This window comes from Streptomyces sp. NPDC098101, from assembly GCF_044760185.1.
GTDB lineage: Bacteria > Actinomycetota > Actinomycetes > Streptomycetales > Streptomycetaceae > Streptomyces.
On sequence record NZ_JBIWAS010000005.1, the window covers coordinates 374198 to 401024 of the forward strand.

27 protein-coding genes and 1 tRNA gene are annotated in these 26827 nt (G+C 71.2%); 16 read left to right on the forward strand and 12 right to left on the reverse strand.

Going from position 1 to position 26827, the window contains the following annotated elements; genetic code table 11:
• Window positions 1-35 precede the first annotated feature (35 nt).
• The 6 genes from ACIQVI_RS24615 to ACIQVI_RS24640 all read left to right on the forward strand — a co-directional run bounded on the left by ACIQVI_RS24615 (window position 36) and on the right by ACIQVI_RS24640 (window position 6030).
• Window positions 36-1247, forward strand: a complete 1212-nt coding sequence (locus ACIQVI_RS24615; protein ID WP_403599451.1) for a hypothetical protein — start codon at window positions 36-38, stop codon at window positions 1245-1247.
• The gene (locus tag ACIQVI_RS24620; protein WP_403599455.1) at window positions 1244-2152 is read left to right on the forward strand and encodes an NAD(P)-binding domain-containing protein; all 909 of its coding nucleotides are present in this window, start codon (window positions 1244-1246) and stop codon (window positions 2150-2152) included. Before ACIQVI_RS24615 ends, ACIQVI_RS24620 begins: the two co-directional genes overlap by 4 nt.
• Window positions 2149-3282, forward strand: a complete 1134-nt coding sequence (locus ACIQVI_RS24625; protein WP_403599458.1) for a hypothetical protein — start codon at window positions 2149-2151, stop codon at window positions 3280-3282. Before ACIQVI_RS24620 ends, ACIQVI_RS24625 begins: the two co-directional genes overlap by 4 nt.
• 173 nt (window positions 3283-3455) lie before the next feature.
• Window positions 3456-3983, forward strand: coding sequence for a hypothetical protein (locus ACIQVI_RS24630; RefSeq protein WP_403599461.1), 528 nt, complete (start codon window positions 3456-3458; stop codon window positions 3981-3983).
• Between the two features lie 119 nt (window positions 3984-4102).
• The gene (locus tag ACIQVI_RS24635) at window positions 4103-4777 is read left to right on the forward strand and encodes a class I SAM-dependent methyltransferase (RefSeq protein WP_403599464.1); all 675 of its coding nucleotides are present in this window, start codon (window positions 4103-4105) and stop codon (window positions 4775-4777) included.
• A gap of 74 nt (window positions 4778-4851) precedes the next feature.
• Window positions 4852-6030 carry a serine hydrolase domain-containing protein gene (locus tag ACIQVI_RS24640; protein WP_403599467.1) on the forward strand — a complete coding sequence of 393 codons (1179 nt, stop codon included), beginning with the start codon at window positions 4852-4854 and terminating at the stop codon, window positions 6028-6030.
• Here ACIQVI_RS24640 and ACIQVI_RS24645 read toward each other — a convergent pair.
• From ACIQVI_RS24645 to ACIQVI_RS24665, 5 genes are all read right to left on the reverse strand, one after another.
• The gene (locus ACIQVI_RS24645) at window positions 5966-6235 is read right to left on the reverse strand and encodes a hypothetical protein (protein ID WP_403599470.1); all 270 of its coding nucleotides are present in this window, start codon (window positions 6233-6235) and stop codon (window positions 5966-5968) included. The two genes, ACIQVI_RS24640 and ACIQVI_RS24645, sit on opposite strands and share 65 nt — an antisense overlap.
• A 56-nt stretch (window positions 6236-6291) precedes the next feature.
• Window positions 6292-7947 (reverse strand): relaxase/mobilization nuclease domain-containing protein, encoded by a 1656-nt coding sequence (locus tag ACIQVI_RS24650; RefSeq protein ID WP_403599473.1) that lies wholly within the window; start codon window positions 7945-7947, stop codon window positions 6292-6294.
• On the reverse strand, window positions 7948-8394 hold the full coding sequence (gene mobC / locus ACIQVI_RS24655) for a plasmid mobilization relaxosome protein MobC (protein ID WP_403599476.1): 447 nt from the start codon (window positions 8392-8394) through the stop codon (window positions 7948-7950).
• Between the two features lie 276 nt (window positions 8395-8670).
• Window positions 8671-9486 (reverse strand): DUF2637 domain-containing protein, encoded by an 816-nt coding sequence (locus ACIQVI_RS24660; protein ID WP_403599479.1) that lies wholly within the window; start codon window positions 9484-9486, stop codon window positions 8671-8673.
• Window positions 9487-9679: 193 nt separating this feature from the next.
• Window positions 9680-10882 (reverse strand): DUF3631 domain-containing protein, encoded by a 1203-nt coding sequence (locus ACIQVI_RS24665; protein ID WP_403599811.1) that lies wholly within the window; start codon window positions 10880-10882, stop codon window positions 9680-9682.
• 293 nt (window positions 10883-11175) lie between these two features.
• Here ACIQVI_RS24665 and ACIQVI_RS24670 point away from each other — a divergent pair, with 293 nt between their 5' ends.
• The 3 genes from ACIQVI_RS24670 to ACIQVI_RS24680 all read left to right on the forward strand — a co-directional run bounded on the left by ACIQVI_RS24670 (window position 11176) and on the right by ACIQVI_RS24680 (window position 13706).
• Window positions 11176-11670 (forward strand): helix-turn-helix domain-containing protein, encoded by a 495-nt coding sequence (locus ACIQVI_RS24670; RefSeq protein ID WP_403599482.1) that lies wholly within the window; start codon window positions 11176-11178, stop codon window positions 11668-11670.
• A 145-nt stretch (window positions 11671-11815) separates the two neighbouring features.
• The gene (locus ACIQVI_RS24675; RefSeq protein WP_403599814.1) at window positions 11816-12172 is read left to right on the forward strand and encodes a helix-turn-helix domain-containing protein; all 357 of its coding nucleotides are present in this window, start codon (window positions 11816-11818) and stop codon (window positions 12170-12172) included.
• 28 nt (window positions 12173-12200) lie between these two features.
• Entirely contained in the window at window positions 12201-13706 is a 1506-nt protein-coding gene (locus ACIQVI_RS24680) for a LacI family DNA-binding transcriptional regulator (protein ID WP_403599485.1), read from the forward strand.
• 49 nt (window positions 13707-13755) lie between these two features.
• Here ACIQVI_RS24680 and ACIQVI_RS24685 read toward each other — a convergent pair whose 3' ends face one another.
• From ACIQVI_RS24685 to ACIQVI_RS24695, 3 genes are all read right to left on the reverse strand, one after another.
• A complete protein-coding gene (locus ACIQVI_RS24685) occupies window positions 13756-14631 on the reverse strand; it encodes a hypothetical protein (protein ID WP_403599488.1) in 876 nt (291 codons plus the stop codon).
• Window positions 14632-14801: 170 nt separating this feature from the next.
• Window positions 14802-14875 (reverse strand) — tRNA-Pro (locus ACIQVI_RS24690).
• 99 nt (window positions 14876-14974) lie between these two features.
• The gene (locus ACIQVI_RS24695) at window positions 14975-15913 is read right to left on the reverse strand and encodes a metallophosphoesterase (RefSeq protein ID WP_403599491.1); all 939 of its coding nucleotides are present in this window, start codon (window positions 15911-15913) and stop codon (window positions 14975-14977) included.
• Between the two features lie 73 nt (window positions 15914-15986).
• On the opposite strand from ACIQVI_RS24695, the gene ACIQVI_RS24700 reads away from it, so the two are divergent.
• Window positions 15987-16451, forward strand: a complete 465-nt coding sequence (locus ACIQVI_RS24700) for a GatB/YqeY domain-containing protein (RefSeq protein WP_351971892.1) — start codon at window positions 15987-15989, stop codon at window positions 16449-16451.
• Window positions 16452-16537: 86 nt separating this feature from the next.
• Here the strand turns inward: ACIQVI_RS24700 and ACIQVI_RS24705 are convergent, their stop codons facing one another.
• The gene (locus tag ACIQVI_RS24705; protein WP_403599494.1) at window positions 16538-18748 is read right to left on the reverse strand and encodes a transglycosylase domain-containing protein; all 2211 of its coding nucleotides are present in this window, start codon (window positions 18746-18748) and stop codon (window positions 16538-16540) included.
• 538 nt (window positions 18749-19286) lie between these two features.
• Here ACIQVI_RS24705 and ACIQVI_RS24710 point away from each other — a divergent pair.
• Window positions 19287-19631, forward strand: coding sequence for a WhiB family transcriptional regulator (locus tag ACIQVI_RS24710; protein WP_030206027.1), 345 nt, complete (start codon window positions 19287-19289; stop codon window positions 19629-19631).
• An 82-nt stretch (window positions 19632-19713) separates the two neighbouring features.
• Here ACIQVI_RS24710 and ACIQVI_RS24715 read toward each other — a convergent pair whose 3' ends face one another.
• Window positions 19714-21180: an ArsA family ATPase gene (locus tag ACIQVI_RS24715; RefSeq protein WP_403599497.1), complete on the reverse strand. Its 1467-nt coding sequence runs from the start codon at window positions 21178-21180 to the stop codon at window positions 19714-19716.
• Entirely contained in the window at window positions 21177-22139 is a 963-nt protein-coding gene (locus tag ACIQVI_RS24720; RefSeq protein WP_403599503.1) for an ArsA family ATPase, read from the reverse strand. The genes ACIQVI_RS24715 and ACIQVI_RS24720 overlap by 4 nt, the downstream gene beginning before the upstream one ends.
• Before the next feature lie 148 nt (window positions 22140-22287).
• On the opposite strand from ACIQVI_RS24720, the gene ACIQVI_RS24725 reads away from it, so the two are divergent.
• From ACIQVI_RS24725 to ACIQVI_RS24745, 5 genes are all read left to right on the forward strand, one after another.
• Window positions 22288-22446, forward strand: coding sequence for a DUF4177 domain-containing protein (locus ACIQVI_RS24725; protein WP_106969341.1), 159 nt, complete (start codon window positions 22288-22290; stop codon window positions 22444-22446).
• Window positions 22443-22913 carry a RidA family protein gene (locus ACIQVI_RS24730; RefSeq protein ID WP_161373010.1) on the forward strand — a complete coding sequence of 157 codons (471 nt, stop codon included), beginning with the start codon at window positions 22443-22445 and terminating at the stop codon, window positions 22911-22913. The genes ACIQVI_RS24725 and ACIQVI_RS24730 overlap by 4 nt, the downstream gene beginning before the upstream one ends.
• Before the next feature lie 191 nt (window positions 22914-23104).
• Window positions 23105-23992 (forward strand): NUDIX hydrolase, encoded by an 888-nt coding sequence (locus tag ACIQVI_RS24735; RefSeq protein ID WP_403599506.1) that lies wholly within the window; start codon window positions 23105-23107, stop codon window positions 23990-23992.
• The gene (locus ACIQVI_RS24740; RefSeq protein WP_403599509.1) at window positions 23989-24819 is read left to right on the forward strand and encodes an MBL fold metallo-hydrolase; all 831 of its coding nucleotides are present in this window, start codon (window positions 23989-23991) and stop codon (window positions 24817-24819) included. Before ACIQVI_RS24735 ends, ACIQVI_RS24740 begins: the two co-directional genes overlap by 4 nt.
• A 180-nt stretch (window positions 24820-24999) precedes the next feature.
• On the forward strand, window positions 25000-25884 hold the full coding sequence (locus ACIQVI_RS24745; protein WP_351973347.1) for a prohibitin family protein: 885 nt from the start codon (window positions 25000-25002) through the stop codon (window positions 25882-25884).
• A 122-nt stretch (window positions 25885-26006) separates the two neighbouring features.
• Here the strand turns inward: ACIQVI_RS24745 and ACIQVI_RS24750 are convergent, their stop codons facing one another.
• On the reverse strand, window positions 26007-26681 hold the full coding sequence (locus ACIQVI_RS24750; RefSeq protein ID WP_015034542.1) for a Crp/Fnr family transcriptional regulator: 675 nt from the start codon (window positions 26679-26681) through the stop codon (window positions 26007-26009).
• Between the last annotated feature and the right edge of the window lie 146 nt (window positions 26682-26827).

Below are 26827 nucleotides of genomic sequence, written 5' to 3' on the forward strand. Positions count from 1 at the left end.
ACCGGCTCTCCTCGCCCTTCCGACCAGGAGGCCCCGTGGAAAAGCTGAGAACGCCGGCCCGCCCCGCGACGGGGCACCTGTTCCGTACGGCCGAGGACGTGGTGCCGCCGTCGCAGGACGAGGTGTTCGCGTACGCGGCCGGTCAGGTCGAGCGGGCAGCTTGCGGGCTGTGGCCCGGTGCTGAAGTGAGGCTCGGGCCGGTGGTGCCGAGCGTCACCAGCTACGTACGGCGGGTGGAGGTGGACGGCCGACCGCTGTACGCGAAGCTGTCAGTCCTCGGCGTCTCGCTGGTGTCGCTGCTGCGGGGGTCCTGCGGCGACTGGGGCACCGCCTTGGATGCGCAGGCCGCGTACGTCGCCTCCCCTGGCTCCCTCCTGGAACGGGAAGCACGTCAGCTCGCGGTTCTCGCCGGACCTGCTGCCCTTCACGTGCCGACCGTCGCCGGTTACGAGGGCGGGGTGCTGTTCACCGAGCCGGTCCACGGCCCCACGCTCGCCGAGTTGTTGGCGCGGGCGCCGCATCGCACCGCTGGGCTGCTGGAGACGGTAACCAGCGAGATGACGGTCGGCCTGCGGCGGCGTGGGGTCGCCGCGCGGGTCGGGCGGAGCGAGATCCGGGAGCGGTCCGTCACCGGCACCTTCCTGAGGAAGTTCAACGGTCTGTCGGGCAGTACCTGCCTGCGGCAGACCGGCCACGCGGAGACACTGGCGGCCGTCGTCGGGCGCCTGCACCAGGCCCGGCGCATCACGGCCTCGCCCGCGCGGGCGGTGGTGTTCGGTGATCTCAAGCCCGAGCACGTCGTCTTCCCCGACGGCGCGGAGCGACCCGTCTTCCTGGATCCCGGGCTGATGCGCGGCCGGCCCGCCGACGACGCGGCCAAGCTCGTCTCCCGGACGGTGCTGAACCTCGTCGCACGTCCTCCCGGGACGGAAGGCGTACGGGCGCTGCTCGGAGGAGTGGCGGCGTACGCGGCCTCGGCGACGGCGGGCAGCGACCGGACCGGGCGGGACGCCTGGCTGCGTCAGCTCATGCTCCTGTGGCTGATGGACACCGCGAACATCCTCACGACCTACCTGACCGCGCCCGCCGGTCTGCCACTCACCACGCACGCCGCCGATGTGGTCGGACGGGCGAGGGCGGTGTGCGACATGCTCGACCGGTCCACCGCCGTCGTGATGTCGTACCGGGACGCGCGCGGCGCCTGGCGCCTGTGTCTCGACAGCGCCGCGAAGGCGGCTGCCTCATGACCACGATCGGGCTCATCGGCGCGGGAGCCGTCGGGCAGACCGTCGGCACGCTCCTCGTGACCGCCGGCTGGTGCGACGCGGTCATGGTCGCCTCCGGCAGCGGTCGTACGGCGGCCTCCCTCGTCACCGATCTGGAGGACATGGCCCAGGTCACCGGCTCCCACGTCCGGGCGGTTCACGCCGCACCGGACGCGATGAGCGGCTGTGACGCGATCGTCGTCTGTCCCCGGGCCGCGTTCACCAACACGGCCACCAGCGACGTCCGCATGGCCGGGCTCGCGGCGAACGCCCCTCTGATCGCCGCGCTCGGACGTCGGCTCTCCGGCTATCAGGGCGCGGTGGTCGTGGTGACGAATCCGGTTGACGTCATGACCCGGCTGTTCGCGGCCACGTCCGGCTGCGCCAGGGTGTTCGGGGTCGGCTCCAACACCGACAGCGCTCGCTACCGGCTCGCTCTCGCCCGGCTCTTGGACGCCCCGGTGGAGGCGGTCGCCGGGCACGTCATCGGCGAGCACGGCGACCACGCCGTGATCTGCGCGTCCTCCACCACTATCCGGGGCCGGTCCGTCGCCGTCCCCCTACGGGAGGTCCGCGCCGAGCTCGTCCACCGGCCCCGTCGCATCAACGGAGCTCTCGGCCGCACCCGTTCCGGCCCCGCTGGAGCCGTCCTCGCCGCGCTCGCGCACGCGCTCGGCCTAGTGGACGGGGTGATCGAACTGGCCGCTCCCTGGCGGGGCGACTGGTACGGAATCCCGCTGCGCTTCACCTCCGGCACGCCGACCGTGTGCATGCCCCCGCTCGCCCCGGCGGAGTCCGTCCGGCTCCGGACCGCCGCCGCCAAGCTCCGCACCGCCTACGAACAGACCGCCGTACGCGCCGCCCTTCGAGGAGACACGTTCCGATGACCCCCCGTACCGCTGTCCGCACCGCCACCCGCATCGCCACGGCCGACGGCCAGGCCGTCACCGTCACCAGCCACTCGGCCGCCGTGACCGACTGGGCCACCCGCTACTTCGGCTCGTGGTGGAACGCGGCCCCCGCCGAGCCGCCGATCAGCGGCGCCCTGGTCTCCGCCGACGTCGACCCGGACGCGTACGAGGACATGGCCGCGGACGGCGATCTCGGACAGGGCGCCGCCGAGGCCGACTACGCGGGCTCCCCCATGCTGCACACCCGTCACACCGACGGCAGCGTGACCGCCGTACAGAGCGGAGAGCGCCTCGCCTACCGGTGGAGCCCCTCCCTGCGCCGCCTGCGGATCGTCGGGAACGACGAGACGGCGGTGGCGACGGCCGCCGCCCGACTGGCCCGCGAGATCGTCCGCGGCATGCTCCTCGTCGAAGGATGGCGAATCCTGCACGCCTCCGCCGTCACCCGTGACGACGGCGCCACCCTGCTCACCCTCGGCGACAAGGGCGCGGGCAAGACCACCACCGCGTTCCTCCTGGCGCGCGCCGGCTGGCGGCTCCTCGCCAACGACCGCGTCTTCGTCCGTCCGGAGCAGGGGTACGTACGGGTGCTGCCGTGGCCGTCGGCGGCTGCCTGCGGCTTCGGGCTCCTCGACGCGCTCGGCCTCTTCGAGTCCGTCGCCGACCGGCTCCGCGCCGGGGAACTTATGCATCCCACCCAGGACCAGCGGGTCACCGACGCACTCCTGGCCGGACGGCGCGAGCCGCTGTGGCGGGCGAACGGCAAGGAGATGAAGCCCCAGTTCTTCCCCGACCAGCTCGACACCTGGCTCGGAATGACCCTGGCCACCGAGGGCCGGGCCGCCGGTCTGCTGTTCCCGCAGATCACCCCGGGCGGCGAACCCCGACTCCTCGACGAGCCGCGCCGCCTGGGCGAGGCAGACTTCTTCACCGCCGGCACGGAGGACCGCTACCCCGACGTGTTCGGCCTTCTGCCCATGACCGGCGGCTCCGTCGGCCTCGCGGACCGGCTCACCGCCCTCCCGCACCAGGCCCTCACTCTCGGCCACGACACGAGCGCCAACGCGGCCCTGCTGGAGAAGACGGCCGACGCCCTTCTCGACTGAGGCTCTCCCCAAGAACCCGTTCCGGGCGGGGTGACATCGGTCCGTCCCCTTGCTCACGGCTCCCGCCCGGGACGACTCAGCCTCACCGGCCCCGACAGGGGGCCGGTGAAGCGGGGCGGTCGCGACGACCACCCCGCATCGCACCACTCGACCCTTTCGAGAGGAGCACCACCGTGACCGTTCTCGCCGAGAACCCCGCCACGACCCCCGCGGAGGCCGCGACCGCCGCGGCCCGCTCGCGGGACCCGAAGGAGCTGCTCAACGCCGTCACCCCGCACCTCCGGCACCTGACCGTGAACGTCCTCGACAGCGGCCTGACCGTCTGGGAACGCGAGGTCGCCCTCCTCCTGCGCGACGAGGTGATGGTCCGCGACCTCGCCGAACGCATCCTCGGCAACGCCGTGATGTACGTGGTCGCGTCGATGGAACACCCCGACGTCCACCTCGGCGTCGGCAAGGTCGTGGACATCGGCGTCCACCAGGTCATCCTGGACACCCCGGTCTACTTCGCCCTCTGCGACCTGTACAACGAGGGCCGCTACAAGCACCACGCGCCCTTCATCCAGCGTCGCAACGACGGCACCGTGACCGACACGGCCGCCTTCCTCCGCTCGATCGGCTTCGAGCCCGACGAGGAGCTGTGGGCGCGCGACGGAGCGGACTGCTCGCCGTGCGACTCCAAGGTCCCCGACTCCCACTGACCGGGTGACCGGCGGCCGGAAACCGCCGACGTCCTAGACGAACCGCCCTAGGGTGGGGCCCCGCCGCCGCGCACACGGGTGGCGGGGCCGCCTCCCGTATCCCCCGCGAGGACACGACCATGACCACCGCCCCGCACAACTACGAGCACGAGCGCGCCCTGTGGGACACCTTCGCCGAGAGCGCGTGGAAGGATCCGTCCAACGGCGCCCCGGTGTTCCGCTGGACCCAGTACAAGGACCACCCCGCCGACCCCGGCCCCGGCCTCCTCGGTGAACCCGGCACGGTCCTGGAGATCGGCAGCGGTACGGGACGAGCCCTGGCCCACCTCGCCGGCCGGGGCGTCAAGGCCACCGGCATCGACCTCTCTCCGGTCGCCGTCGCCCGCTCCACCGAGAAGTACGGCCACCTCGGCATCGAGTTCGTGTGTGCCGAGGTCCTGGACCACCTGGTCCAGGACCCGCGCACGTACGACGCGATCTACTCGGCCTTCGGCGCCGCCTGGTTCACCGACCCCGCCCTTCTCTTCCCGCTCGTCACCCAACGCCTGAACTCTGGTGGCGTGTTCGCCTTCTCGCAGCCGCCGGCCATCCCCGGCGCCTACGGCCCGCAGGGCATGTACAAGGGCGGCTTCGCCGGCCCCGCCATGTACACCTACCGCTACAGCCACACCCCCGAGACCTGGGCTTGCCTCCTCTCCGAAGCCGGTCTCACCGACGTGTCCGTCACCGTCCTCGACGCCCCGACCGAGGGTCACATCGGCACCCTCATCGGCCGCGCCGAGAAGCCCCGTTGACGCAGCCGAATCTCCTTCCCCGCGTACGCGCATCCCCCTCCGGAGAAGACGGTCGCGCTGCGAGGATGAGGGACATGACGATCATCGACGGTGAAGTCGCGCCCGGATTCGAGCCGGTCCGCGAGGCGTTCGCGGCGAACTTCGCCCGGCACGGGGACATCGGCGCGGCTGTATGCGTCTACCGGCACGGCCGGCCGGTCGTCGACCTGTGGGGCGGAATCGCCGACCCCGAGACCGGGCGCCCGTGGACGCGGGACACCTTGCAGCTGGTCTACTCGGCGACCAAGGGCGCCACCGCGACCGCCGCGCACATGCTGGTCGAACGCGGCCTGCTCGACCTCGACGCCCCGGTCGCTTCGTACTGGCCGGAGTTCGCCGCGAACGGCAAGGCCGACATCCCCGTGCGCTGGCTGCTGTCCCACCAAGCGGGCCTGGTGGCCCTGGACGAGCCGCTCCCCGTGGCGGACGCCCTGGCCTGGGACCCGATGACGGCGGCGCTGGCGGCCCAGCGCCCGCAGTGGACCCCGGGCACGGCCCACGGCTACCACGGCCGGACCTGGGGCTGGCTGGTCGGCGAGGTCATCCGCCGGGTCTCCGGCCGGACGCCGGGCCGCTTCTTCGCCGACGAGATCGCCACCCCCCTCGGACTGGACTTCCACATCGGTCTGCCGGCGAGCGCACGCGCCCGGGTCAGCCGCATGGCCTACCGGAGTCCGTCCGTCGACCTCACCACCGTCCCCGCCACATCCGTCCCGGAGGAACTCCGCGAGCAGGTCGCCGCCTGGCGCGACCCCGACTCGCTCAGCAACCGCGCCTTCGCCGTCACCGATCCGGCCGCGATCGACTTCGACGCACCGGAGGTGCAGGCGGCGGAGCTCCCCTCCTCCAACGGCATCGGCACCGCACGCTCCCTCGCCCGCATGTACGCCGCGACCATCGGCGAGGTCGACGGCGTACGCCTCCTCACCCCGGCCACCCTGGCCACGGCGACCGAAGAACAGACCAACGGGAAGGACCGGGTGATGCTGCTCCCGAGCCGTTTCGCGAGCGGCTACATGCTGCCCACCGAAGCCAACCCCATGACCGGCCCGAACGCCTTCGGCCACACCGGCCGCGGCGGCTCCCTCGCCTTCGCCGACCCCGACCCCGACCACGGCCTCGCCTTCGGCTACGTCATGAACCACATCGTCAGCGGGTCCGACGACGAACGCGCGACAGCACTTGTCGACGCGGTTCGGAAGGCAGCGTCGTAAGCACCGCATCGCTGGAGAAGGTCAGCGCTCGGGGGTCGTCGCCGGTGTAGGTGGTGAAACAGGGTTCGACGCCAGCGACCTCGCAGATGGCGAGCCGGCTGCGGCCATCAAGGAGGACACCGTCCACGTCGAGGACGATGTCCTTGCGCAGGCCCTCGGTCTTGATGGATTCGGTGAGATCGAGTAACTCGCCAGGATCGAGCATCGGAAAGATGTCGGCGGCGGAGTGAATCTTCAGGGGGTGCTCCTTGAAGGTGGAGTTCAGCGCGTGCGGCGCTGCTGGCTGGTGGCGGTGTTGGTCGGGCGGTAGGCGGCCGACGGGGGTATCGGGGTACCGCTGGTGGTGACGGCGGTCAGGTTGGCGAGGCGGTGGAGCCGCCAGGTGAGGACTTCGCTGACGCTGGTGGCGGTGTCGGTTTCTCGTCGGGCGGTGGCTTCGGTGAGGAGAGCGGCGGGCTTGTGGCCCGCTGCTTCGGCTCGGTCGAGGGTGGCAGCAAGAGCGGGCCAGCCGGGCTCCGCGAGGATCCGTTCGGCTAGTTCGGGAAGAACTCGGCGCAGGGTGAACTCCTGTCGTCGGCGTAGTGACTCGGCCAGCCGTGTTCCTTGCTGTCGGAGCACGGCCAGTGGCTCGGCGGCCTGGGCCTGATAGGCGGCGCGGAGGTGGCCGGCGGCCTGGCGGGCGGCTTCGGCCTGCTGGGTATGGCCGTGGGTGCGGTGCCAGTGCTGGGCGGCGATGATCGCGAGCAGGAGGGCGTCGAGGACGATCGTGAGGAGGGCTCCATCCTTCGGGGCGGGTTCGCGCAGGATCGCCTTAACCGCCCGGCGGGTGGTTTGGGCCTGCTGATGTCGGGCGCGGATCTGGGACCGGCTGGCCCGTTCGAAGGCGGTGGCGGCCTGGACGAGCTGCGGCCGGATTCCGGCGGGGGCGATCAGGGGAAGCACGTCGAGGGCTTCGGCGAGGACGGTGATGTGGGCCTGTCCGGTCTCGTCCTCGCCGTGGGCGAGGCGGTCGGGCGTCCGGTCGACGGCGCGTGCGAGTCGCCGCCAAGCCGGAGCCTCGCTTAGCTCCGTCGGCGTTGCCTCGGTGGTCGTGAGGCGTTCGGCGATCTTGGGGTAGGAGAGGTCGGGGGCGAGGGTGGAGCCGGAGAACCAGACGGGTTCGCCTTGGGCGTTGGTGTCGTCGTCGAGGGCGACCTTGTAGCCGCGGACGTCTCCGGAAGGAAAATGCTGGACGTCGATGAGGGCTCCGGCCCCTTCGACGAGTCGGAAGAACTCCTCGGTGGTCGTGGCGGCCGAGACGGCGGTGCGGACGATGGTGCGCAGGTGCTCGCGGGAGGTCCGGGCGGTTCCTGTGCGGTGGGCCTTCTCCTGCTCGGCGCGGGTGGGGCGTTTCGCGGCGGTGCGGTCGCCGCGCGGGACCTGCCGTAGGCCGTACTCCTTCTCGACGGCGACGAGTTCCTTGTCGGCGCGCAGGAAGTCGTTCCAGTTGCGGGGCGGGCGGAGGTCGCCCCGGACTTTGGTGGCGACGATGTGGATGTGGTCGTCGGCGTGGCGGACGGCGACCCAGCGGCAGGCGTCGGGGTCGCCGTCCGGGGCGATGCCGGTGGCGTTCAGGACGCGGCGGGCGATGGTGGCCCACTCGTCGTCGGTCAGGTGGCGGTCTTCGGGGGCGGCGCGGATCGAGCAGTGCCAGACGTGGTTCTTCGGCGCTTTGTGGCCGGCCTGTTTGACCCGCAGGTCGAGGACGTTGGCGAGCTGAGCGAGGGTGGCGTCGGGATCGCGGCCGGGGTCGGGGACGAAGCCGTCGAAGGAGGCGACGAGGTGGGGGTCGGTGTGCTCGTTGGCGCGGCCGGGACCGTAGAGGTAGTTCAGGACGCCTCGGGTCTTGTGGCCGGGCTTGACGATGTTCGCGATCAATCAGGCCGCCCGGCGGTTCGTGGCGGCCACATCCGCGGCGGCGTCGACCGCCGTGATCGTCTGCTTCACCGCTGTCACGAGTCGATGGGTCTCGGCGAGCACGGCGGCGTCCACCGGGTGTGCGTCGCCGCCGGAGTTGTAGCGGTGGGCGATCTGGTTCACGTTCGTGCCGATCCTGGTGAGCTCGGTACGCAGGGCTGCGTACTCGTCGACCAGGTCGTCGTTGACGGTACGCCCGGCGGGCAGGGCGAGGTCGCCGTTCAGATGGGCCATGACGACGGCACCGACGAAGTGCGCTCCGGCCAGGTTGTGGCGGCGGGCCTCGGCGAGGATCGCCTGCTTCTCGTCGACGCTGTAGCGGACGTCGACACGCTCTGTGCGCTGCACGTCCTGGCGGACGCGGCGGCGGGCGACACGACGCAGCGCGGCTTCGTCGGCGGCACGCACGGCCCCTGTCCCCGGTGCGCCCTCGCGCCGGGGACCTGCCTCCGCCACCCCCGGGGCGAAGGCTCCCGTGTAGGACCGGCCCTTGGACGGTCCAACGCCATACCTTGCTCCGCCCGGGGCAGAGGTGGTGGTCGGCTGCTGGGTGACGGACGGGGAACTGGGGAGGGGTTGTTCGTGCATGCGCGGGCTCTCTGATCGTGGGGGCGGTGACTGCGGAAGTGGTCTCGCCCCGGAGGAATTCCGAGGCGAGTGTCCGGTGGGTGGAGAGGCTCTGGCCTATCCGGCGACCTCGGTGGAGGACTGGTCGCGCTCGGCCTGGAGCAGGGCCTTGACCTTCTCCAGGCGTTCGCGGCGGCCGGGCCTGAGGCCCTTGTCGCGGATGGTCGTCTCGATGTGGCGCCGGGAGACGCGGCCGTCACGTCCCAAGGGAGCGGTACGGCCGATCTCGACCACCTCCTCCCACGTGGCCATCGGCCGCTGATCGCCACGCTTGACGGGCGCCTTCTCGGGCTGGGCCACTTGTTCGGTGGCCTTCTCGGACTCCCCGGCGACGTGGGCGTCTGACGGCGGCTCCTTGGCGGCCACCGCCACGCCACCTTCCGGAATGGTGGCCGCCGTGATGTGGCGGCCCTCGTCGCGATGCTCCGCGTGGGCGGGGCGGCGCTGGACGAGGAGGTAGAGGTGGACGGCGCCGGCGAGGGCGAGCGGGGCGATGGCGGAGATGGCGCCGACGGTGATGTCGTCGAGGGCGAGCCCGCCGTGGGGGTTCTGCTGGTTGAGGCGGACGGCGTGCAGGACGTTGGCCCAGATGCTGGTGATGGTCGCGATGCCGACCAGGGCCGAGACGTATAGGCGGGGCTTCAGCGGCGCGCTGCGCAGGACGAGGAGGGCACCGATGCCGATGGCGATGAAGCCGTCGATGACGAGGGGGAAGGCGTAGGTGAGCAGCCGGTGGATGTGGCTGGCGGCGGCCATTTGACGCAGGGCGTCGTAGGAGAGCGCGAAGGCTGACAGGGCCAGGAGGGCTACGCCGGTACGGATGGCGAGAGCCAGTGGCGTCGACACGGAGACGGTCGGGGTGGGGGTGGTCAAGCGGTGTGCTCCAGGGATGGGTGCAGCCACCGGGTGAGTGGGTGGCCGTGAGCAGTGGGAACTCGTCCCACTCGTCCTGCCGCTGGTCAGGGCAGGTACGGGTGGGGCGGTGATGTCGGGTCGACTCGTTGCGGGTCGGTGACTCGTCCCCGCGCTGACCTGCGCGGGGACGAGTGGGACGAGTCGGGGAGGGTCAGGCGCCGGGCTCGGCCGGGAGGGTGGTGACTGCCTCGGGCGGGCAGTAGCGGGTCCAGGCGTCGGTGAACTGGGCGCGGGTGAAGCCCTTGGCCTGGTGGCCGCCGGGGAAGCGGCGGTTGGCTGACTTGATGCCGTAGTCCTGGAGCAGGATCTGCAGCCCGCGCGGGGTGAGGCCGTTGGGGCCGTGTTCGGCCCAGGGCGCCTCGGGGTCGGCGTTGAGGATGTCCAGGAGGCGGCCGGTGCGGAGTACCGGCTGGTCGCCTTCGGAGGTGAAGGCGCGGCGGATGTCGGCGAGGATGCGGATCTTCAGTCCGCCGTCCTCGTCGCGCCCGGACTCGTAGTCGGTCATGGCCGTGCACGCGGTGCGGGCCAGGACGGGCCAGCGCCCGCCCGCGAGGTCGGCGACGCTGACCAGCGGCGCCCACGTGTCGGCGGCACGGTCCTCGACCGGCAGCTTCGGCTCCAGAGCGAGGGCCTTCTCGCGTACGGAGGCCAGCCAGGCCGCCAGCCGTGTGCGGAGCTCGCGTACCGCCAGGTCGTCGCGGCCGTAGCGCCAGAAGCTGACCTTCTCGGTCTCGGCCCGCCGCCGCATCCGGATGACGACCGACCGGTCCATGATCGTTTCGGGCAGATCGCCGATGCCGGCGAGGGCGGCCATGGCGAAGGTGGGGAACTTGACCACCTCGTGGCTGGGGCCGGTGACGCGCAGGGTGGGACGGTTGCGCTGGTGGCCGGCGTTGAGCAGGCCGCGCATCTCCTCGTTCTTCTCCGCGACCTTCGCGCTGCCGAAGATCGTGTCGACCTCGTCGACCAGGAGCGTGGGCGGGTCGCCCTCGCCGATCGACCGGAAGATCGCTGCGGCGGAGGCGTTGACCGTGATCAGCGGCTCGTGGACCGCCTCGATCAGGACTTCGAGGAGCCGCGACTTCCCGCACCGTTTGGCCGGTCCGACCACCGCCAGGCGCGGCGCGTGCTGCCACACGGTCTGCAGGTGGGTCGCCGCGGCCCACAGCGTGGTGGCGGTCAGGGCTTCGTCGCTCGGCATGACGACATAGCGCCGGATCGCGTCCCGGACCAAGTCCAGGACTTCCACGCCCTCGGGGTCCGCAGTGGGCGACGGGCTGTTCGGCCGGCCGGGGATCGCCGTCGGCGGCCACTTGACGGGAAGCGATGGCGTGTTCGGGGTGGCTTCGTCCATACTGGACATCGAGCTCCTCAATCTGCAGGCCATATGGGACGGCAATCCCGGCCTTGCGATCGGTCGTTCAGGGATGGGCGGCGTGAGGTTTGCGCTTTGAGCCCCTCGGTGTCTTCAGCACCGGGGGGCTTTCTGTTTGTCGGGCTAGGTGATGGCGGTCTCCAGTGGATCGCAGCGGTGCGGCACATCTATCACTATGCACTAGGCATAGCTGCTTTGCAAGCGGCATAACATGGTGTACCGTCTAGGGTGATGCGAATTGCAGGAACATGCTGCAAGAGGAAGGAGGAGTAATGTCTGACGACGACCACGAGGACGAGCCCGAGGGCGTCCTGCTCAAGGGCGAGGACAACGCCGCCAAGCGGATCAAGGCCGAGCGCGAGAACCGTGGCTGGAGCACCACCACGCTCTCCGACCGCCTCAACGACGCCGGCTACGAGATGAACCCGTCGGCGGTGTGGCGGATCGAGAACGGCAAACGCCGCATCAACCTCGACGAGGCCATCGGCTTCGCCGAGGTCTTCGGAGTCTCGCTGTCCAACCTCGTCGGCCCGCCTGCCCTGGCCGCCGCCGGCCGCGCCATGGAGCTGATCGACACCGTCGTGGCCGCCAACCTGGCCGCCCAGAGAGCCCAGCACGCGTGGCGCCGGGCGACCAACGACCTGGCCGCCTACCTCGACGACCACCCGGACATCCGCGAGGAAGCCGACGTGATGGTCAGCAACGCCATCGCCGAGAACACCATGAAGATCAACCAGGAGGAGTTCGGGCTCCCGCCCCAGCCGTAACCCGCTCCTCCGGCCGCCCTGGACCGCAAACCCCAGGACCCGGCCGCACCACACGCCCATCCCATCCCTGAACGACACCGGTCCGGCCGGGGTTGCCGCCCCACCAGCCGAGGCCAGGAGAGGACCCCGCTTGCGCCACACCGCGATACCCCACGCCTCCGCACAGCCCCGACACGCCGATACCGTGCCGTCGCGCCTCTACCTTCCCGAGGACGTCGCTGCAGTGCTCGGCTGCTCCGCCTGGTGGGTCAAGGACCGCGCCCGCCGACGGCTGATCCCGTACACCAGGGTCGGCCGCGCCTACCGCTTCACCGGCGAACACCTCGCGGAGATCATCCGTATGCACGAAGCCCAGCCCGCCGTGCCTCAGCAGCCGACTCCGGCCGCCGTTTCCAAGGCGCCCCGTCCGGCCTCCCCGTCCACCCCACCTGTTCCCGTGGTCCGGCTCCGAGCCAGGCCCCCGCGCCGAGCCGACCAGGGCCAGTTCGGAACCGCGGCGTAGCGCGAGGACGCAAGGAGGGGAGGAACACATGGGATTCGCGGAGAAGCGCGGAAACTACTGGCGCGGCCGGTACAAGGTCGCGCCCGGCAAGCACCTCACGGTCGCCGACGACCAGGGCAGGACCATCAGGTTCGCCACCAAGGGTGAGGCCCAGCGCGCCGCGAGCGAGGCCGAGAACAAGTACCGGCGTGGCGACTGGCGCGACCCGGCCCTCGGCCAGGAGACCTTCGGCGAGTACGCGAGCCGCTGGTACGAAGCCCAGGACCTGGCCGCGTCGACGATGCAGAACTACAAGCGCCACATCGAGGAGCACCTACTCCCCGACTTCGAGGACAAGGCCCTCGCCGGCATCCTCCGTACGGACGTCGAGCTGTGGGAGAAGAAGGAGCGGGCCCTGTACGCGGCCTCCAGCGTCAAGACCTGGCGCTCGACACTCCACCTGATCCTCGAAGACGCGATCGACGAGGGCCTGCTCTCCTCCAACCCGGCCGCCAGGCGGCGCGGGCGCGGCAAGCGCGCCGGCCGCTCACGCGACCGTGGACCGGAGAAGGTCATCACCGACGCACTCGGCATCCTGCTCATCGCCGAACGCGCCTCCCTGCTCTCCGGCCGCGACGACGAGTTCGTCGCCGTGGTGCATAAGGGCTACACCGGCGTGCGCTGGGCAGAATTGGTCGGCCTGGAGACAGAGTTCACCCGCCCCGGATCCTTCCGTGTCGAGTGGCAGCTGTACGAGCTGGACACGGGCGAGCTGGTGCGCGTCCCACCTAAGGACGACAGCTACCGCACCATCGACTCGCCGAGCTGGCTCTCTGCCATGGTCGCCAACCACGTAGCCCGTACGAAGCCGATGCCCTGCCCCTGCCACGGCAAGACCTACGTCTACCGAGGTCTCGGCGCAGCCCGTACCAGTAGCCACCAGGGAGCCAAGCTCGCCGACGTCGCCCGCCGCGCTGGCGTCTCCACGGGCACGGTGTCCAACGTCCTCAACCACCCCGCCCGCGTCGCCGAGGCCACCCGGGCGAAGGTGGAGCAGGCCATCACGCACCTCGGCTTCGTACGCGGCGGCACGGTGTCCGAGTACGCGCCCCACTGGCGCCGAAACGGCTTCGCCACCTGGCTCTTCACCCCGGCCGTCTCCGGCTGGTACCCGAAGAAGGCGCCCCAGGAGGCTCGCCCCGTCCCGCTCCTCGGCGAACCGTGGCCCGGCGTTCCGTCCCGAGGTCGCAACGCCACCGACCGGGCCGACGCCTGCTGGGTCCCCATCGCCAAGGGCCTCACGCCTCATGGCCTGCGCCACACCCACCGGACGATGATGGAAGACCTCGGTACCGAGAAGGTCCTCATGGACGAGCGCATGGGCCACATCGACGGCTCCGTCTCCGCCCGCTACGCCCACGTCACCCCCGGCATGCGCCGCCGCCTCATGGCCGGCCTGACCGAGCAGTGGGAGGCGGCGCTCGACGTGCGTCTGGCCATGTGCCCGACGTCGCCAGTACGCGTGCTCAATGACCTTCTGCGCGCCTGCCAATAGAACGAGGGCTGCTCGGCTGACACCGAGCAGCCCTCGGCGCGCTACGTGCCTACAGCCAGGAGATCGTCTGTTCTTCCGTGCACGGCGTGCCTGCCTCGGTCCATCGGTGCACGATCGTCCCCTGGCGAGCGGTCCCCATGTCGAGAGCGAGGAGGAACTCGACGAAGGACTTGGACGGGATGCGGTCGGCGGCCAGTTCGTCGAGTACGTGCGGGTTGTCGCCCTCGCCGACGGGCCTCATCTCCAAGGTGACATTCTCGGCAGCGGCGTCTCCCAGGTTCTCCACGCGCAGTCGCTGCCTCACGCGCCGCATCTTGATTCGACCTTTGCTGTCCTGCTTGGGTTCGGTGTCCCACTGGAAGCTTGAGCGGAGGAGCGCGCCCGTCTGTGGGCTTTCGGACGTGCCGCTCTCTGGGGTGCCGGCCGCGTACGCATCGTGCTCCAGGCACGTCCGCACCTTTGCCTTGAGATCATCCGCAGATGCGTAGCTGCCAGTGAGGCCGTGCTCCTGAAGTTCCTTACGGAACGAGTTCAGAGCGGCGAGCTGCTCCGGATCGTGGTCACGCGGGATCGGCGTGTCGGAGAAGAAGACGTGGACGGCCGCACCGCGATCACGGGCTCGGAGGATCTCTTCGGCCGTGCCAGAGACCGCGCGCTTCGTCGCCTGGCCGAGTCGGCTGTTGAACACCGCGATGACGATGTCCGCCTCGTCGGCGAACTGTGCGTTGATCACCTCCTGCGCATCGCCCTGTCCGACCAGCGGCACTGCTCCCAGTTCCCATCGAAGAGGGAGGAGGTGGATCTTGCGCCGCATTGTGTGGTCGCTGTTCCAACTGCGGATGGAGTCCTCCACCACATCGCGATCAGGAGCGGTGTCGCCCGGGGATGCGATGAGGACGCTCAGCGTCAGGGTCTGGATGGCCATGGCAGCAGGCTAGCCGCGGGCACCGACAGTCCACCCCGGACAGCGGGTCTCTACGACTCGGGAGCCGGATCCCGAGTCGGCTCCCAAACGGCTCCCAAGCCGACCCCGGAAACCACTCAGGGGCCCGACCCGCTCTCGCGGATCAGGCCCCTGACCTGGTGTTTCGGCTGTCGGGGTGGCGGGATTTGAACCCACGACCTCTTCGTCCCGAACGAAGCGCGCTGCCAAGCTGCGCTACACCCCGATGTCGCTGCTCTGCGTGTTCACGTCGCGGCGACATCGATTACTTTAGCCCACGCGCGCGCTGAGGCGAAATCCGGTATTCGGGGGCGTCGCCCCGGCGTCAGGGGCGGGCCGTCAGGGTGAGGAGGGTGGCCTCCGGGGGGCAGGCGAAGCGGACCGGGGTGAAGCGGTTGGTGCCGCAGCCCGCCGAGACGTGCAGGTAGGACGTGTGGCCCCCGGCCGTGTGGGTGGAGAGGCCCCGCGCCCGGTCCGTGTCCAGGTCGCAGTTGGTGACGAGCGCCCCGTAGAGGGGGACGCGGAGCTGGCCGCCGTGGGTGTGCCCGGCGAGGACCAGCTCGTACCCGTCCGCCGTGAAGGCGTCCAGGGAGCGCAGGTACGGGGCGTGGACCACGCCCACCGTGAAGTCGGCGTCCGGGTCCGGGCCGCCCGCCACCCGCTCGTACCGGTCCCGCTTGATGTGCGGGTCGTCCAGGCCGGTGAACGCCAGCTCGGCCCCCGACAGCTTCAGCCGGCCCCGGGTGTTGGTGAGGTCCACCCAGCCCGCCGCGTCGAAGGCGTCCCGCATCCCCTCCCAGGGGTTGTGGACGGCGCCGACCGCCGGCTTGTTGCCGTTGAGGCCGTGGCGGCCCTGCGCCTTCTCCAGCAGGTAGCGCGCGGGGTTGCGCAGCTTGGGGCCGTAGTAGTCGTTGGACCCGAAGACGTACACGCCCGGGAACTCCATCAGCGGCCCGAGCGCGTCCAGGACCTCCGGCACCGCCTCGGTGTCCGAGAGGTTGTCCCCGGTGTTCACGACGAAGTCCGGGCGGAGCCCGGCGAGCGACTGGAGCCAGGCCCGCTTCTTGCGCTGGCCGCTCACCATGTGGATGTCGGAGACCTGGAGGACCCGCAGGTCGCCCATGCCGCGGGGGAGGACCGGGACGGTCACCCGGCGGAGCCGGAAGGAGCGGGCCTCGAAGCCCGCCGCGTAGACGAGTCCGGCCGCGGCCGTCGCCGTGAGGCCTGCCGTGATCTTCAGGGGGATCCCGTACCGTGCGCGCATCCCCCCATCGTCGCAGACCCGTGCGGGGGAAATGCGCGGGCGGTGGGGGTGCGGCACCTGCCACACTTGGGTCATGACCACGCTCAAGGCGAAGCTCCAGGACGACCTCAACGCCGCGATCAGGGAGCGCGACGAACTGCGCTCCTCGACCCTCCGGCTGACCATCACCGCGATCACCAAGGAGGAGGTCGCGGGCAAGACCAAGCGCGAACTCTCCGACGACGAGGTGCGGAAGGTGATCGCCAAGGAGGCGAAGAAGCGCCGCGAGGCCGCGGACGCCTTCGCCCAGGGCGGTCGCCCCGAGTCCGCCGAGCGCGAGCGGGCCGAGGGCCTCCTCCTCGACGCGTACCTGCCGAAGCAGCTCAGCGACGAGGAGCTCGACGGGATCGTCGCGGAGGCCGTCGAGGAGGCGAGGACGGCGGGCGCCGAGGGGCCCCGCGCCATGGGCGCCGTCATGAAGATCGTGAACCCGAAGGTGGCCGGCCTGGCCGACGGCGGCCGGGTCGCCGCCGCCGTGAAGAAGCTGCTCGCGGGCTGATCCGCGGGGAGACACGAGAAGGGCGCCCCCACTCGGTGGGGGCGCCCTTCTTCGTGTTCCGGGACGGCGGGCCGACGGAGCCGGGGTCAGTCGAAGATGCCCGGCGGGAGCGTGATCCCGGGGAGGTTCGGCCTGCGGTCGGCGGGCTTGCCGTCGCGCGGCTTCTTCGGCTTGTTGGGCTTGTTCGGGCCCTCGTCGCCCTCCTTCTCCTTGTCCTTGGGCGCCTCGGCCCGCGGCACGGAGATGGGGGTGAAGGACGGGGTGTCGCCGGCGTCCAGCGCACCGGTCATCGCGATCTTCCAGATCGGACCGGGGAGGCAGCCGCCGCAGACCTTGTCGTAGTACTCGCCGCCGATCCGGATGTCGTACATCGACTTCTTCTCGCCGACGTCGTCGCCGACCCAGACCGCCGTGGCCAGGTTCGGGGTGTAGCCGACGAACCAGGCGTCCTTGCGGTCGTTGGTCGTACCGGTCTTGCCCGCGTTGTCGCGGTCGCTCAGGCCGGCCTTCTGGCCGGTGCCGTCCTCGACGACGCCCTTCAGCATCTGGCTGATCGTGTCGGCGGTCCGGTCGCTCATCGCCCGGGTGCACTTCGTCTGCGGCACGTTGAGCTTGTCGCCGTTGGCGGCCTTGACCGACTCGATGACGACCGGGGTGCAGTACAGGCCCCGGTTGGCGAAGGTCGCGTAGACGGACGCCATGTCGAGCGGGGTGCTCTCCAGGCTGCCGAGGGTCGCGGACGGGCTCTCCTTCATGGGCTTGCCCAGCTCGCGCTCGTAACCGACCTTCTTCGCCATCGTCAGCGTCTCGCACAGGCCAGCCATCTGCTCCAGCTTGGCGAAGTACGTGTTGATGGACTTGCCGAGCGCGCTGGTCATGTCGTACGAGCCCTTCTCGGACTTGAGCTCGTTGTTGACCTCCCAGTTCCTGTACCCGGCGGGCTTGCCGCTGCAGAGCCGGAAGTCGCTCTCCGGCAGGTTGATCTGCTCCGGGGTGTCGAAGCTCTGCGCCGGGCTCAGGCCCTTCTCCAGCGCCGCCGCGGCCGTGATCGGCTTGAAGGTCGAGCCGACCTGGAAGCCGAAGGTCGTGCCGCCCATCCGGCTGCCGACGGCGAGGTTGAGCGTCGTCTCGTGCTTCTTCGGATCCAGGCCGTACGGGCGGGACTGGCCCATCGAGAGGACCTTGCCCGTGCCGGGCTGGACCTGCACCACCGAGGCGGCGACCGGGTCGTCCTTGTTGACCTTCGCGATGGCGGCCTCGTTGGCGGCGGCCTGCGCGCGCGGGCTGAGCGTGGTCTTGACGGTGAGGCCGCCCAGGTTCCACAGCTTCTGGCGCTCCTCGGCCGTCTTGCCGAAGACCGGGTCGTTGAGGATCGTCTTGCGGACGTAGTCGCAGAAGAAGCCGGCGCCGTCGACGGCGGTGATGCAGCCGTTCTTCGGGGTCTTGACCTTCAGCTTCAGCGGAGCGGCCTTCGCCGCGTCCGCCTCGGCCTGGCTGATGTCCTTCACGTCGGCCATCCGCTGGAGGACCACGTTGCGGCGCTTGGTCGCTTCCTCGACGTCGTTGATCGGGTCGTAGCGGCTGGGCGACTGGACGAGACCGGCCATCATCGCCGCCTCGCCGAGGGTCAGGTCGGCGGCGTGCTTGGAGAAGTACCGCTGCGAGGCGGCCTCGATGCCGTACGCCTGCTGCCCGAAGAACGTGATGTTGAGGTAGTTCTCCAGGATCTTCTTCTTGCCCAGCTCCTCCTCGACCTGGATCGCGAACTTCAGCTCGCGGACCTTGCGGCCGATGGTCTGCTGGGTGGCCTGCGCGACCTTCTCGGGGTCGTCGCCGGCCTCCTCGACGAAGACGTTCTTCACGTACTGCTGGGTGAGGGTCGACGCGCCCTCGGAGACCCCGCCGGACTGCGCGTTGCGGTTGATCGCGCGCAGCACGCCCTTGAGGTCGATCGCCCCGTGCTCGTAGAAGCGCCCGTCCTCGATCGCGACGATCGCCTTCTGCATGTACGGGGAGATCTTCTCGATCGGGACGACCGTCCGGTCCCGCGAGTACACCGTGGCGATCAGGCCGCCCTCGGAGTCGAGGATCTTGGTGCGCTGACTCAGCGGCGGGGTCTTCAGGTTCGAGGGGATCTCGTCGAACCCCTCGACCGTGCCCTTCGCGGCCAGCCCGAGTGCCCCGGCCGCGGGCAGGGCGATGCCTGCCAGCACGGCTCCGGCGAGCACACTGACACCGAGGAACTTGGCGGCCTGCTGGGTCCCGGTCAGACCACCGCCCGAGCGCTTCTTTGCCATGGGGGGCAGCCTAATCCGTAGACATGAGCGAACAGCGGGAGCGGGGGCCTCTCGGAGCGTTCGGGTACCGGACCGTGACATCCGGCGGCGGTACGGGGACTTCCCGGGGGCCGGACCGGGCGCGCGCGTGCCCGGGTTTCCATTCGCCGGACAGGCGCACAGGCCTTGGCCTAAGCTGCTCACAACTGTCACAGCAGTGCGGTCCGACAACAAGGCCCGGTTGTGACGTCGGCATGAATTCCCGTGACCCCGAAACACGGGAAGCTCGTGTCCGATTCAGGATCATGCGTCACGCGGTGTCCGAAGTGAGACCGCCGAGGAAGGGCATATCCACGAGGTATGTCCCTTATCCCACGCATGTCCATCGATCACTCCCCTGGGTGATCTGACGCGCACGCATAGTCCGTTCGGGCCATTCAAGATTGGGCCCGAAGGGGGTGTTGCGCTGTGCCCACCTTCCGTAACGTCCCAACTGGCAGCGGTGAATATGCCGCTGCCGCCGTGGGGGAGCCTCGATTCGGGAGAGGACGGCGCCGGTATGGGCTGGGTAGCTGACTGGAGTGCGCAGGCGGCCTGCCGCACTACCGATCCGGATGAACTTTTCGTGCAGGGAGCGGCGCAGAACAGGGCGAAGGCGGTGTGCACCGGATGCCCGGTGCGGACCGAGTGCCTTGCCGACGCCCTCGACAACCGCGTGGAGTTCGGCGTGTGGGGCGGGATGACGGAGCGCGAGCGCCGCGCCCTGCTGCGCCGGAGACCGACCGTCACCTCGTGGCGCCGGCTCCTGGAGACCGCGCGCACGGAGTACGAGCGGGGAGCGGGCCTGCTGCCCGTGGCGATGGACGACGACGCGACGTACGAGGCGTACGCGGCGGTCGGCTGAACGCGCCGGGGCGTGCGCCCCGTTGGAACGGACCCGTACGCGCACCGGGAGGGGATCCCGACGCGCGGACGGCGGAGAGGGCTCAGGCCGAGGGCGTCCGCCCGGTCGTGAGCCGGTCACCGATGGCCCGCAGTCCGGCGAGGTCGTGCACATCGCCGGGCAGGGCGGCCACTTCCGCCACGGCCACCTCGGGGTGGCGCGCGGTGAAGCGGTCGCGCGTGTGCCGCTCGCGCGCGAGCACCCGCATCCGCTCGGCGTGGAGGCGCAGGAGTCCTGCGGTGAGCCGTCGTACGTCTACGTCTATGTCCACGTCTGCGTCTGGATCTACGTCTACGTCTGCGTCTGCATCCGCGTCTGCGGCGTCGTGCGCTTCGTCATCGGGGGCGGCGTCATCGATTGCGTCGTCGTGCTGTGCGGCCGGATCGGCAGTGGCTGTGGGGGCAGCCTCGGATCCGGCGGGTACGGCAGGTGCGGCGGGTACGGCTGATGCGGCGGCGGTGGCGAGTTCGGACGGCTCGGGGTCGGTGGCCGGGGAGCCACGCTGACCAGTCTTCCCGTCCCCCTGATCCACAATGCGACCCTCGTCAAGATTTTCCGCGGCGGCCCGCGCCCGCTCCGCCGAGAGGCCGGCGGCCCCGCTGCCGTGCACGCGGTTGAGGACGAGACCGGCCAGCGGCATCCGCTCCGCGGCCAGCCGCTCCACGAAGTACGCGGCCTCGCGCAGCGCGTCCCGCTCCGGCGTGGCCACCACGAGGAAGGCCGTGCCCGGGGCCTGGAGCAGCTTGTACGTGGCGTCGGCACGGGTCCGGAAACCGCCGAACATCGTGTCCATCGCCGCCACGAACGTCTGCACGTCCTTGAGGAACTGACCCCCGAGCAGCTTCCCGAGCGTCCCCGTCATCATCGACATCCCGACGTTCAGGAACTTCATCCCGGCCCGGCCGCCCACCTTCGCCGGGGCCATGAGCAGCTTGATGAACGTCCCGTCGAGGAAGGACCCGAGCCGCTTCGGCGCGTCCAGGAAGTCCAGGGCGGACCGGGACGGCGGGGTGTCGACGACGATCAGGTCCCACTCGTCGCGCGCCCGGAGCTGGCCCAGCTTCTCCATCGCCATGTACTCCTGCGTACCGGCGAACCCGGCCGACAGGGACTGGTAGAAGGGGTTCTCCAGGATCGCCCGGGCCCGCCCGGGCTCCGCGTGCGCCTCGACGATCTCGTCGAAGGTCCGCTTCATGTCGAGCATCATCGCGTGCAACTCGCCGCCGTCGGAGCCCTTGATCCCCTCCACCTTGCGCGGGGTGTTGTCGAGGGAGTCGATCCCCATCGACTGGGCGAGACGGCGGGCCGGGTCGATGGTGAGGACGACGACGCGCCGCCCGCGCTCCGCCGCCCGCACGCCGAGGGCCGCCGCCGTGGTCGTCTTGCCGACCCCGCCCGCGCCGCAGCAGACGATGATGCGGGTGCCCCGGTCGTCGATCAGCGGATCCAGCTCCAGCACGGCGACGGCGTCGAGCCCGCCCGTGGCGGCGGTCGCAGTCTTCTCCGTCACGCGCCCACCCCTTGCCTCCGCAGTTCCTTCGCCAGTCGGTAGAGCCCCGCGATGTCGCCCCCGTCCCCCAGGTACGGAAGCTCGTACGTGGGGACGCCGACGCCGTCCAGGACGGCGCGCTGCGCCCGTTCCAGCTCCACCCGCCGGGCGTGCTCGGCCGCCTGGTCCAGGAGCGGCTCGACCAGCTCCGCGGAGCCCGCGACGCCGACCGAGGCCAGGGTCTTCGCGATCGCCCGCCGGTGGTCGCCGGAGGCGGCCCGTACCGCAGCGGCGTCGAGGACGTGCGGCCGGACCATGTTCACCACGACCCGGCCCACCGGGAGTTCGGCCGCGCGGAGCTCCGCGATGCCGTCCGCCGTCTCCTGGACCGGCATCTCCTCCAGGAGGGTCACCAGGTGGACCGCCGTCTCGGGGGACTTGAGGACCCGCATGACGGCCTGCGCCTGGTTGTGTATCGGGCCGATCCTCGCCAGGCCGGCCACCTCGTCGTTGACGTTGAGGAAGCGGGTGATCCGGCCCGTGGGCGGCGCGTCCATGACCACGTGGTCGTAGGTCGGACGGCCGTCCTTCTCCCGCCGCCGGACAGCCTCGCACGCCTTGCCGGTCAGCAGGACGTCCCGTACGCCCGGCGCTATCGTCGTCGCGAAGTCGATCGCGCCGAGCTTCTTCAGGGCCCGCCCCGCGCTGCCCAGCTTGTAGAACATCTGGAGGTAGTCGAGGAGCGCGCGCTCGGCGTCGATCGCCAGCGCGTACACCTCCCCGCCGCCCGGGGCGACGGCGATCTTGCGCTCCTCGTACGGAAGCGCCTCCGTCTCGAAGAGCTGTGCGATGCCCTGCCTGCCTTCGACCTCGACGAGGAGGGTCCGCTTCCCCTCCGTCGCGAGGGCGAGGGCGAGGGCGGCGGCGACCGTCGTCTTACCGGTACCACCCTTGCCGCTGACGACCTGGAGCCTGCTCACGTTGTCGAGCCTAACCACTGGCGGCCGCGCCCAATCAGGAGGCCGCCCCCGAGAAGCTCCCTAGGGGGCGCCTCGGGGCCGCCCCGGAGGGCCGCTTCGCAGAGCCGCCTCGGAGAGCCGTCCTCCGGCAGCGGATACAGTCGGGCCCATGACCAAGTGGGAGTACGTCACGGTGCCGCTTCTGGTGCACGCGACCAAGCAGATTCTGGACACCTGGGGCGAGGACGGCTGGGAGCTCGTCCAGGTCGTGCCCGGGCCGAACAACCCCGAGCAGCTCGTGGCCTACCTGAAGCGGCCCAAGTCGTGAGCGGGGCCGTCGAGGCGAAGCTCGCCGAGCTGGGCCTGACGCTGCCGGAGGTCGTTCCTCCGCTGGCCGCGTACCAGCCGGCCGTCCAGTCGGGCGTCTACGTCTACACCTCGGGCCAGCTCCCGATGGTGGCGGGCAAGCTTCCGGTGACCGGCAAGGTCGGCGCCGAGGTCACCGCCGAGGAGGCCAAGCAGCTCGCCGCCACGTGCGCGCTCAACGCCCTCGCGGCCGTGAAGTCGGTCGCCGGTGACCTCGACCGCGTCAAGCGCGTCGTCAAGGTCGTCGGCTTCGTCGCCTCCGCCGCCGACTTCACCGGGCAGCCGGGCGTGATCAACGGCGCCAGCGAGCTGCTCGGCGCCGTCCTCGGCGAGAAGGGCGTGCACGCGCGCAGCGCCGTCGGCGTGGCCGTGCTGCCGCTCGACGCGCCGGTCGAGGTCGAGGTCCAGGTCGAGCTGACCGAGGCCTGACCGCCCCTCCCGCCGCACGTACGCGCGTGGGCCGGCCACCCCGCACGGGGCGGTCGGCCCACGCGCGCGTGGAGCCCCCACCGGCACCGGCCGCGAGGCCTGGCCCGGGTACAGCCGGACCACGCGCGCGTGGAGCCCCCGCCCGGCGGCTCGCCCTCGTGCATTCCCGTCCTTCCGCATAGCATCCGGCCATGTCGAATGGTCAGTCGAAGCAGTCGAACGGTCAGTGGTACCCGCCGGAGTGGCCCGACCGCATCCGCGCCCTCGCCGCCGGTGAGCTGACCCCGGTGGTGCCCCGGCGCGCCGCCACCGTCCTGCTCCTGCGGGACGGGGCCGCCGGGCCCGACGTCCACATGCTGCGCCGCCGCACCTCGATGGCCTTCGCGGGCGGCGCGTACGCCTATCCCGGCGGCGGCGTCGACCCGCGCGACGAGCACCCGGTGCGCTGGGCGGGCCCGTCCCGGGAGACCTGGGCAGCCCGGCTCGGCCTCGACGACCCCGCGCAGGCCCAGGCCGTGGTCTGCGCCGCCGTGCGCGAGACCTACGAGGAGGCGGGCGTCCTGCTCGCCGGGGAGACCGAGGACGGGGTCGTCGGGGACACGACGGGCGAGGACTGGGAGCGGGACCGGGAGGCGCTCGTCGCCCGCGAGCTGTCCTTCGCGGACTTCCTCGACCGGCGCGGGCTCGTCCTGCGCTCCGACCTGCTCGGCGCCTGGGCCCGCTGGATCACGCCCGAGTTCGAGCAGCGCCGGTACGACACCTGGTTCTTCGTGGCCGCCCTCCCGGCCGGGCAGCGCACCCGGAACGCCTCCACCGAGGCCGACCGCACGGTCTGGATCCGCCCGGCGGAGGCCGCCGCCGGCTACGACCGGGGCGAGCTGCTCATGATGCCGCCGACGATCTCCACCCTGCGCACCCTGGAGCCGTACGGGACGGCCGCCGAGGCCCTCGCGGCGGCGGAGGCGCAAGACCTGGCCCCCGTGCTCGCCCAGGCGCGCCTGGAGGGCGAGGAGCTGGTCCTGAGCTGGCCGGGCCACGAGGAGTTCACCAAGATCATCCCCTCCGGGGGTGCGCGATGAGCGACGCCGCCGCCCTGCCCGGGCAGCCGCGCGGGCTCGTGGTCACCGGGCCCGCGACCGACCGCGCCGTGAACGTCCTGGCGCCCAACCCGTCCGCGATGACCCTCGACGGCACCAACACCTGGCTGCTCTCCGAGCCCGGTTCGGACCTGGCCGTCGTCGTCGACCCCGGCCCGCTCGACGAGGGCCACCTGCGGAACGTGATCGGGACCGCCGAGAAGCTCGGCAAGCGGGTCGCGCTCACCCTGCTGACCCACGGCCACCCGGACCACGCGGAGGGCGCCGGGCGCTTCGCCGAGCTGACCCGGACGCCCGTGCGGGCCCTCGACCCGGCGCTCCGGCTCGGCGACGAGGGGCTCGGCGAGGGGGACGTGGTGACCGTCGGCGGCCTGGAGCTGCGGGTCGTCCCGACGCCCGGCCACACCTCGGACTCGCTCTCCTTCCACCTCCCCGCCGACCGGGCGGTCCTCACCGGGGACACGATCCTGGGGCGCGGGACGACGATGGTCGCGCACCCGGACGGGCGCCTCGGGGACTACCTGGACTCGCTGCGGCGGCTGCGCTCGCTGACCGTCGACGACGGGGTGCACACGGTCCTGCCGGGCCACGGGCCGGTCCTGGAGGACGCGCAGGGTGCCGTGGAGTTCTACCTCGCGCACCGGGCGAGCCGGCTCGCCCAGGTCGAGACGGCCGCCGAGAACGGCCTCCGCACGGCACCGGAGGTCGTCGCCCACGTGTACGCGGACGTGGACCGGTCCCTGTGGCCGGCGGCCGAGCTGTCGGTACGGGCGCAGCTGGAGTACCTGCGGGAGCGCGGGCTGATCTGACGCGGCCCTCCGGCCGCGCTTCCCCCTCCCCGCCGCCGTCCTTCCCGGGGAGGGGCCGGATTCCGGCAGCGGGGACCGGGGAATGGTTGCTGGGACCCGGCATGGCCCGGGGGACACGCCATGCTTTACGGTCCCTTTACGTCCGTTGTCTCGGCCATCGTTCCACCGGGGGGATTTCTCGTGTTCGTCCTGGCCATTCTTCTGCTCATAGCCGCGGTGGTGCTCTACTTCGTGGGGCGCTCCATGGACCGCACCGGCCTGCGCCTCGGCGCGCTGGGCGCCCTGATCGCCGCCCTCCTCGCGGGCATCACCAGCATCGTCCACGTGGTCGGCGCGTACGAGGTCGGCGTGCCGGTGACCTTCGGCAAGGTGGGCTCGCCCATGACGCCCGGCGTGAACGTGATCTCGCCGTTCACGACGGTCACCTCCTTCTCCACCCGCCCGGTGGACCTGAACCTCTCCGACCAGGACGTGGTCGAGGTCCGTTCCTCGCAGGGCGGTGTCATGGAGGCCGAGGTGACCGTGAAGTGGGCGGTCGCGCCGACCAAGGCCGTGGAGCTGTACCGGCTCGCCGGCAGCGAGGCCGCCATCCAGCAGCGGCTCGTCTTCCCGGACAGCCGGGAGATCGTGCGCAACGTCTTCGCCCGCCACACCAGCGAGGAGGGCTACAGCTCCGCCCGCGAGAAGATCAACGCCGAGATCGGCACCCTGATCAAGGAGCGGCTGGCCCCGCGCGGCATCGACGTGACCACGGTCAACCTGCGCAACGTGAAGCCGTCCAAGGCGCTCCAGGACCAGATCGACCGCAAGATCCAGCAGCAGCAGGCGACCGAGCGCGCCCTGGAGGCCGCCCGTACCGCCAAGGCCGAGTCCGACCGGCGCCGGATCGAGGCGGAGGGCATCGCCCGCGCCAACAAGATCCTCAACGACTCGCTGACGGACAAGGTCCTGATGAACCAGTGCATCGACGCCTTCAAGGAGGCGGCGGCGAAGAACCCGATCTACACCGTGCCCTGCGCGAACGGCTCCTCGGCGCCGGTGATCGTGGACGGCTCGAAGCGCTGATCCGGTAGCACGCGCGCGTACGTACGCGGAAGGCCGCCCCCGTGGACCGGGGGCGGCCTTTTCCGTGCCTACTTCCGTGCCTACGCGCGGACGTGCGCGTGCGTGCTCGCGTACGGGCGTGCTTACCGCGAGCGCTTCGCGAGGCGCTCCACGTCGAGGAGGATCACGGCGCGGGCCTCCAGGCGCAGCCAGCCGCGCTGGGCGAAGTCCGCGAGCGCCTTGTTGACCGTCTCGCGGGAGGCGCCGACGAGCTGGGCCAGCTCCTCCTGGGTGAGGTCGTGGACGACGTGGATGCCCTCCTCCGACTGCACGCCGAAGCGGCGCGACAGGTCGAGGAGCGCACGGGCGACACGGCCCGGCACGTCGGAGAAGACCAGGTCGGACATCTGGTCGTTGGTCTTGCGCAGCCTGCGGGCGACCGCGCGCAGCAGCGCGGTGGCCACCTCGGGACGCGCGTTCAGCCAGGGCTGGAGGTCGCCGTGGCCCAGGCCGAGCAGCTTGACCTCGGTCAGCGCGGTCGCGGTGGCGGTGCGCGGGCCCGGGTCGAAGAGGGACAGCTCGCCGATGAGCTCGCCGGGGCCGAGGACGGCCAGCATGTTCTCGCGGCCGTCGGGGGAGGTGCGGTGCAGCTTCACCTTGCCCTCGGTGACCACGTACAGGCGGTCGCCGGGGTCGCCCTCGTGGAAGAGCGCGTCGCCACGGGCGAGCGTCGCCTCACTCATCGAGGCGCGCAGCTCGGCAGCCTGCTCGTCATCGAGCGCCGCGAAGAGCGGGGCGCGCCGCAGAACGTCGTCCACGAGTTCTCTCCATACTGTCGACCTGCTCACGGGATCCGGATCCCATGATGCCGGACGTACAAAACAGTGCGATCAATCACAACAAGTTTGACGCACCGCGCCGCACTTCCGTACGTCAGGGGCCCGATCGGGGGCTGATCGGCCGT

Excerpts from the sequence above, each read along its gene's own strand:
- ACIQVI_RS24620 (WP_403599455.1), top strand. The coding sequence starts at position 1,244 with ATGACCACGATCGGGCTCATCGGCGCGGGAGCCGTCGGGCAGACCGTC.
- ACIQVI_RS24625 (WP_403599458.1), top strand. The coding sequence starts at position 2,149 with ATGACCCCCCGTACCGCTGTCCGCACCGCCACCCGCATCGCCACGGCC.
- ACIQVI_RS24635 (WP_403599464.1), top strand. The coding sequence starts at position 4,103 with ATGACCACCGCCCCGCACAACTACGAGCACGAGCGCGCCCTGTGGGAC.
- ACIQVI_RS24640 (WP_403599467.1), top strand. The coding sequence starts at position 4,852 with ATGACGATCATCGACGGTGAAGTCGCGCCCGGATTCGAGCCGGTCCGC.
- ACIQVI_RS24645 (WP_403599470.1), bottom strand. The coding sequence starts at position 6,235 with ATGCTCGATCCTGGCGAGTTACTCGATCTCACCGAATCCATCAAGACC.
- ACIQVI_RS24665 (WP_403599811.1), bottom strand. The coding sequence starts at position 10,882 with ATGGACGAAGCCACCCCGAACACGCCATCGCTTCCCGTCAAGTGGCCG.
- ACIQVI_RS24670 (WP_403599482.1), top strand. The coding sequence starts at position 11,176 with ATGTCTGACGACGACCACGAGGACGAGCCCGAGGGCGTCCTGCTCAAG.
- ACIQVI_RS24680 (WP_403599485.1), top strand. The coding sequence starts at position 12,201 with ATGGGATTCGCGGAGAAGCGCGGAAACTACTGGCGCGGCCGGTACAAG.
- ACIQVI_RS24685 (WP_403599488.1), bottom strand. The coding sequence starts at position 14,631 with ATGGCCATCCAGACCCTGACGCTGAGCGTCCTCATCGCATCCCCGGGC.
- ACIQVI_RS24695 (WP_403599491.1), bottom strand. The coding sequence starts at position 15,913 with ATGCGCGCACGGTACGGGATCCCCCTGAAGATCACGGCAGGCCTCACG.
- ACIQVI_RS24700 (WP_351971892.1), top strand. The coding sequence starts at position 15,987 with ATGACCACGCTCAAGGCGAAGCTCCAGGACGACCTCAACGCCGCGATC.
- ACIQVI_RS24705 (WP_403599494.1), bottom strand. The coding sequence starts at position 18,748 with ATGGCAAAGAAGCGCTCGGGCGGTGGTCTGACCGGGACCCAGCAGGCC.
- ACIQVI_RS24710 (WP_030206027.1), top strand. The coding sequence starts at position 19,287 with ATGGGCTGGGTAGCTGACTGGAGTGCGCAGGCGGCCTGCCGCACTACC.
- ACIQVI_RS24725 (WP_106969341.1), top strand. The coding sequence starts at position 22,288 with ATGACCAAGTGGGAGTACGTCACGGTGCCGCTTCTGGTGCACGCGACC.
- ACIQVI_RS24735 (WP_403599506.1), top strand. The coding sequence starts at position 23,105 with ATGTCGAATGGTCAGTCGAAGCAGTCGAACGGTCAGTGGTACCCGCCG.
- ACIQVI_RS24740 (WP_403599509.1), top strand. The coding sequence starts at position 23,989 with ATGAGCGACGCCGCCGCCCTGCCCGGGCAGCCGCGCGGGCTCGTGGTC.